The sequence below is a fragment of the Stenotrophomonas sp. HMWF023 genome, assembly GCF_003060985.1.
Lineage (GTDB): Bacteria > Pseudomonadota > Gammaproteobacteria > Xanthomonadales > Xanthomonadaceae > Stenotrophomonas > Stenotrophomonas lactitubi.
This window is the reverse complement of the sequence record NZ_QAIJ01000232.1, coordinates 927-5,210: the sequence shown is the minus strand read 5'-3', so window position 1 is coordinate 5,210 and position 4,284 is coordinate 927. Positions and strand designations below refer to the sequence as shown.

Below are 4,284 nucleotides of genomic sequence, written 5' to 3'. Positions count from 1 at the left end.
GACGATAGATTTTGTTCATGGCATTTCCTTAACAATGGAGTCGAATGTGAGCGTCGCTGCGGAACAGTTCCGCAGCGACGGGATGTCAGAGGTCGTGTGTCTGTATGTGCTCGCGATAGCCATCGCGGGTCAGGCGGTAACGCATCTGCAGCGTGTGTCCCGGCTGCACGGTGAAAGGCAGCTCCAACGCACTACCCGGATACAGGCTTCGCGACACGTCGTGTGCCGTGCAGCGCGCGCCATCGCAGTCGGCAATGCTGGTGATGCCCACGCGCACCGTGCCGGTGTTACGCAGACGATTGCCTTCCACCTGTACCGCCATCGCGGGCTGCGCAGGCAGCACATTGACCAACGCGCCCCAGACCAGGCTGACGCCGATGTTGGCCTGTGCACGCTCGCCCTCGCCTGCGCGTTCAGCCCCTTCAGGGCCACGCACGCCTTCGAAGTACACGCGGTAGGCGGTTTCCTTCTCGACCGGCTGCAGCGGAATCACCCGGATCAGGCGATTGCCACCACCGGCCAGCGCGAACTTGCCGGGCGTGATGGCGATGGCCGCTTCGCCGGGCTCGACCTCGACCTCGTGTTCTTCTGCACCGGCGGGATTGACGATTCGCTTGATCGAGGCCTGCACGTACTGCGGCAGGGTGGACTGCGAATAGATGCGGATCTGCGCGCCCTTCTTCACGTCCACCGACGTGCGCATGGGGTGCACGGTGAGGTTGGCGTGGGCAGGCATCGCCATCAGCAGCGACAAGGGAAGCAGGCAGCGAATGAGAGGCTTCATCGGGGGCTCCATGGGAATCAGGGCGTGACAGTGGGAACGCGCAGTTCCACCTTGAGATCGCCGTCGTAGTAGCCGGGGCGTTTGCTGCTGACCGGCACGCGGGGGGTGTCCAGCGTCAATGGCGTGGGCACGCAGAACACCGGCTGCGTCATGCCGGGCAGCAGCACCAGGCGCAGCTTTGCGGTGTCGATGCCGTGCAGCAGCTGCTCCACGCCGTTTCGCAGGGGGACGGCGCTGCCGTTGTGATCGAGGGTGACGGTATAGTCCACGCGTTGCGTGGCGTCACTGCCGCCGTCGGTATGCCAGACCGAATAGCCGGAAGGCCCCGGAGGACGTGGCCCGCTGTCGCGCACGGTGACGCCCAGGTACTGGCTCTGCGAGCCCAGTCCGTCGTACAGGCACATGTCGAGTTGAGTTCGGCCGCCGACGGTCTGCGCGATCGGGTCGTACTGCAGGTTCAGGCCGACGTGCGGGGTGACCTGGTCGAAGAGCGGGAAGTAAATGGAGACCGCGTTGTAGTCGGTGATGGTGAAGTCGAAGGTGATGACATTGGTCAGCACCGTTCCTTGTGCTGGATCCACTTTGAGATCGAGCTGGAGCTCACCGCGCCACTGACCCGCTACCAGTCTCCTGAGTTCTTCTTGTGGAAGTACAAGCCTTACTCCGGTACCTAGCGGCTCATCAACATTGCATTGGTCCCAAGCTGCTGAGTACAGCGGGTATACGTGCTGGGTCCAAAAATCACCTGTGCATGCACGACCCGACACGATCCGTCGCAACCAACCGTTCAATCTCACTTCTGTTGGAAGACCGGATCGTTGTTCGACCATCCTGAGTACGATTTCCGACGATCCGAACAACACATCCTCATCGCCAGAGGTTCTGCAGCTGCCTTGCGAAGGATCCACACTGGATCGGCAGGTCAGATGTATCTGACCAAGCTTGCGCGACACGTCACGACTGAAGCCCAGAACCGTCCTGTCTGGCCAAATCTCCAGATCACCTGGCATGGAAGATCGATCCCACCCAAGCGTCACCTGCTGAACTATCGGACTGGGGTCGGTCTCCGGCGGTTGCTGCGCCATCGCCCTCGGCGCCAACACCACCAGTGCACACAGCACCGCCATCACCCACCACACCCGCCTGTTCACTGCGCACCTCCCGCGGCCGCGGTCTGCGGCGTGGCAGCAATCAACGCCTGCTCCTGCAGCAGTCGCGTCACCCGTGCCTGATGGCGGATGTCGGCCGGTAGCTGCGCCACGGCCAGCGGTTCGCACTGCACGGTGCCCACCAGCATCACCACACTGCGGCGCTCGCGCACCTGCAGCGGGCAGTGCAGCAGCCGGTCGTCCTGCAGCAGGTACAGGGTCGTTTCGCGTCGTGGGAAGTCGGCCACGAAGCCTCCATTGCTGCCGGTGCCGGGCACCGGCGCGTTGAGAATGCGGGCGCCGCGCAGCGGTGCACCGGCGATGTCGTGGGCGTTGCCGATGAAGGTGTAGGTCACTTCAATCGGCACCGGCATGCGCACCAGCCGCCCGGGTGACAGGAACAGCGGACGCGCGCCGCCGACACCGCTTACGCGCACGGCCGCGATGCTGTCCAGTGCGCTGGCGTCCTGCACTTCGGCGCGGTGCGATTGATAGGCCGACAGCGGCAACAGGCGACGTTCGCCCAGTTTGAGGCGCTGCCGGCGCAGGCCACCCACCTGCAGTTCGGCGGCAACACCGGTGAGGTCCAGGTCGTCGGTGCCATCCACCTGCACCGCCAACCCGGCATCGGCGCCGATGCCCGCGCCCCAGTACAGGCCACGCGTGCCGATGGCCAGCCCGGAACTGTGCGTAGCGCTGTACGCCACTTCATTGCCACCCTGGTGCTGGTAGCGCGATACCGTGGCGCCGGTCTGGCCGATGCGGTTCTGCAGCTGCCCGCTCAGCGTGGCGCTGTAGCGTTCGTTGTTGTTGCCGCGTAGTTCGCCGGACACTTCGCGGTACTGGTCTTCGTATTCCTGGCGCAGGGTCTGACCGGCGCTGTAATTGATGTCCGGTCGCGCATGCTGCGGCTGGCGCACATCCAGGCCGTAGCGCCGCTGTGAGCTACCGCGATCACCGCGCTGCAGGCGGTTGAGGCTGAAGTTGAAATAGATGCCGCGGTCGCGGCCGTCGCGCAGGCCGCCGCCACTGGTCTGCTGCCACACGCCGATGCGGCTGGAGACACTGAACTCGCCCCAGCGCTGGCTGCGGCTGTAGCTGGCCTGCCAGGTGCGGCTGAGCTGCGGCACGCGCGTGGGCTGTGGAATCCACGGCGGCAGCAGCGGGTCGAGCCCGGCCAGTGGGTCATCCCCCAGCCCCGGCTGCACGGTGCCTGCGCGCCAGGTCTGACGACGGGTGTAGGCCAGATAGGCATTGCCGCCAGCCACCGGCAGCGCCATCGAGGCGCTGAGCGAATCAGCACAACCGAGCCGGTCGCGCGCATCGTCCTCGAACTGGCAGGCGCGGCCACGCATGCGCTGGTGGTACACATTCCACGAGGCGCGGCGACGATACGAAAGCTGATGCTGCTGGCCACGGCTGCCATCGCTGCCGTGCATGCCGCTGAAGGTGGCGCGGATCTCCTGGGTGGCGAAGACATGGCGCAGGTCCAGCCGCAGTTCGCCATAACTGAAGCCACCAAGGTCAGCGAGGCCGGCCGTCATCGCCACGTTGCGCGACACCGGCACGCGCACGCCGCCCATCGCCGCCAACTCATCATCGAAACGGTCGCTGCGGCGTTCGTTGCGGCGACCACCCTGCAGGAACCACTGCACGCTGCTGTCGGTCCAGTCGCCACCCTTGTCGAACGGCGCGTCCTCGCTGCGCACCAGTACGCCGTCTTCGTAGATGCGCAGGGTGATGGTGTAGTTGCCCAGCGGGAACCGGCGCGTATCGAGCTGGTTGATGCCGGCCTGCAGGTAGAAGGTCTGCAGCAGGCGCTCGCCGTCGAAGGCATCCACGCGTGCGTCGCGTGCCAGCAACACGGTGAGCGGAGTGGCCTGCACGGCGGCGGCGGCATCCACGTAGGCCTGCGTGGTGCCGAGGCGCAGGCCCTGGAAGCGATCCATCGGCAGCATGCTGAAACTGAAGGTGCCGCCCTGCGGGCTGCTCAGGTTGCGGCGGTCCATGCGCCCGGCCTGCAGGTAGTGCTGCTGCCCCAGGTCATGGCGGTAGTAGGCGTTGTCCAGCTGGAAGTCGCGGTTGGCGCGGCCGCCGCGGTAGTGCTGCTGGCTGAAGGTCCAGTCGGCGGACAGGTGCCCGCGCTGGAACACGCCCAGCGCGCCCATGCCCTGTGCGGCCAGCGACTGGTAGCCGCGGCCACCACTGACATTGAGTGTGTGCTGGTGCAGGAAGGCGTTTTCGGCATTGGCGCTGGCCTGGTGGTAGCGCTCGGCGGCCGGTTCGCCGGGAATCCATTGGCGGGCGACGAACAGGCGCACGGCGCCCTCGCCTTCGTCATACAGCGCGCGC

At 65.9% G+C, this 4,284-nt stretch carries 3 protein-coding genes; all 3 read right to left on the bottom strand.

Features of this window, described 5'->3' with window-relative positions; translation table 11 throughout:
- Positions 1 to 85: 85 nt before the first annotated feature.
- Positions 86 to 784 (bottom strand): pilus assembly protein, encoded by a 699-nt coding sequence (locus tag DBR20_RS12585; RefSeq protein ID WP_108266403.1) that lies wholly within the window; start codon positions 782 to 784, stop codon positions 86 to 88.
- A gap of 17 nt (positions 785 to 801) precedes the next feature.
- A complete protein-coding gene (locus tag DBR20_RS12580) occupies positions 802 to 1,794 on the bottom strand; it encodes a CfaE/CblD family pilus tip adhesin (protein WP_308812615.1) in 993 nt (330 codons plus the stop codon).
- Between the two features lie 137 nt (positions 1,795 to 1,931).
- Positions 1,932 to 4,284 (bottom strand): TcfC E-set like domain-containing protein (locus DBR20_RS12575; RefSeq protein ID WP_258223340.1); only part of this gene is annotated, 2,353 nt, incomplete at its 5' end.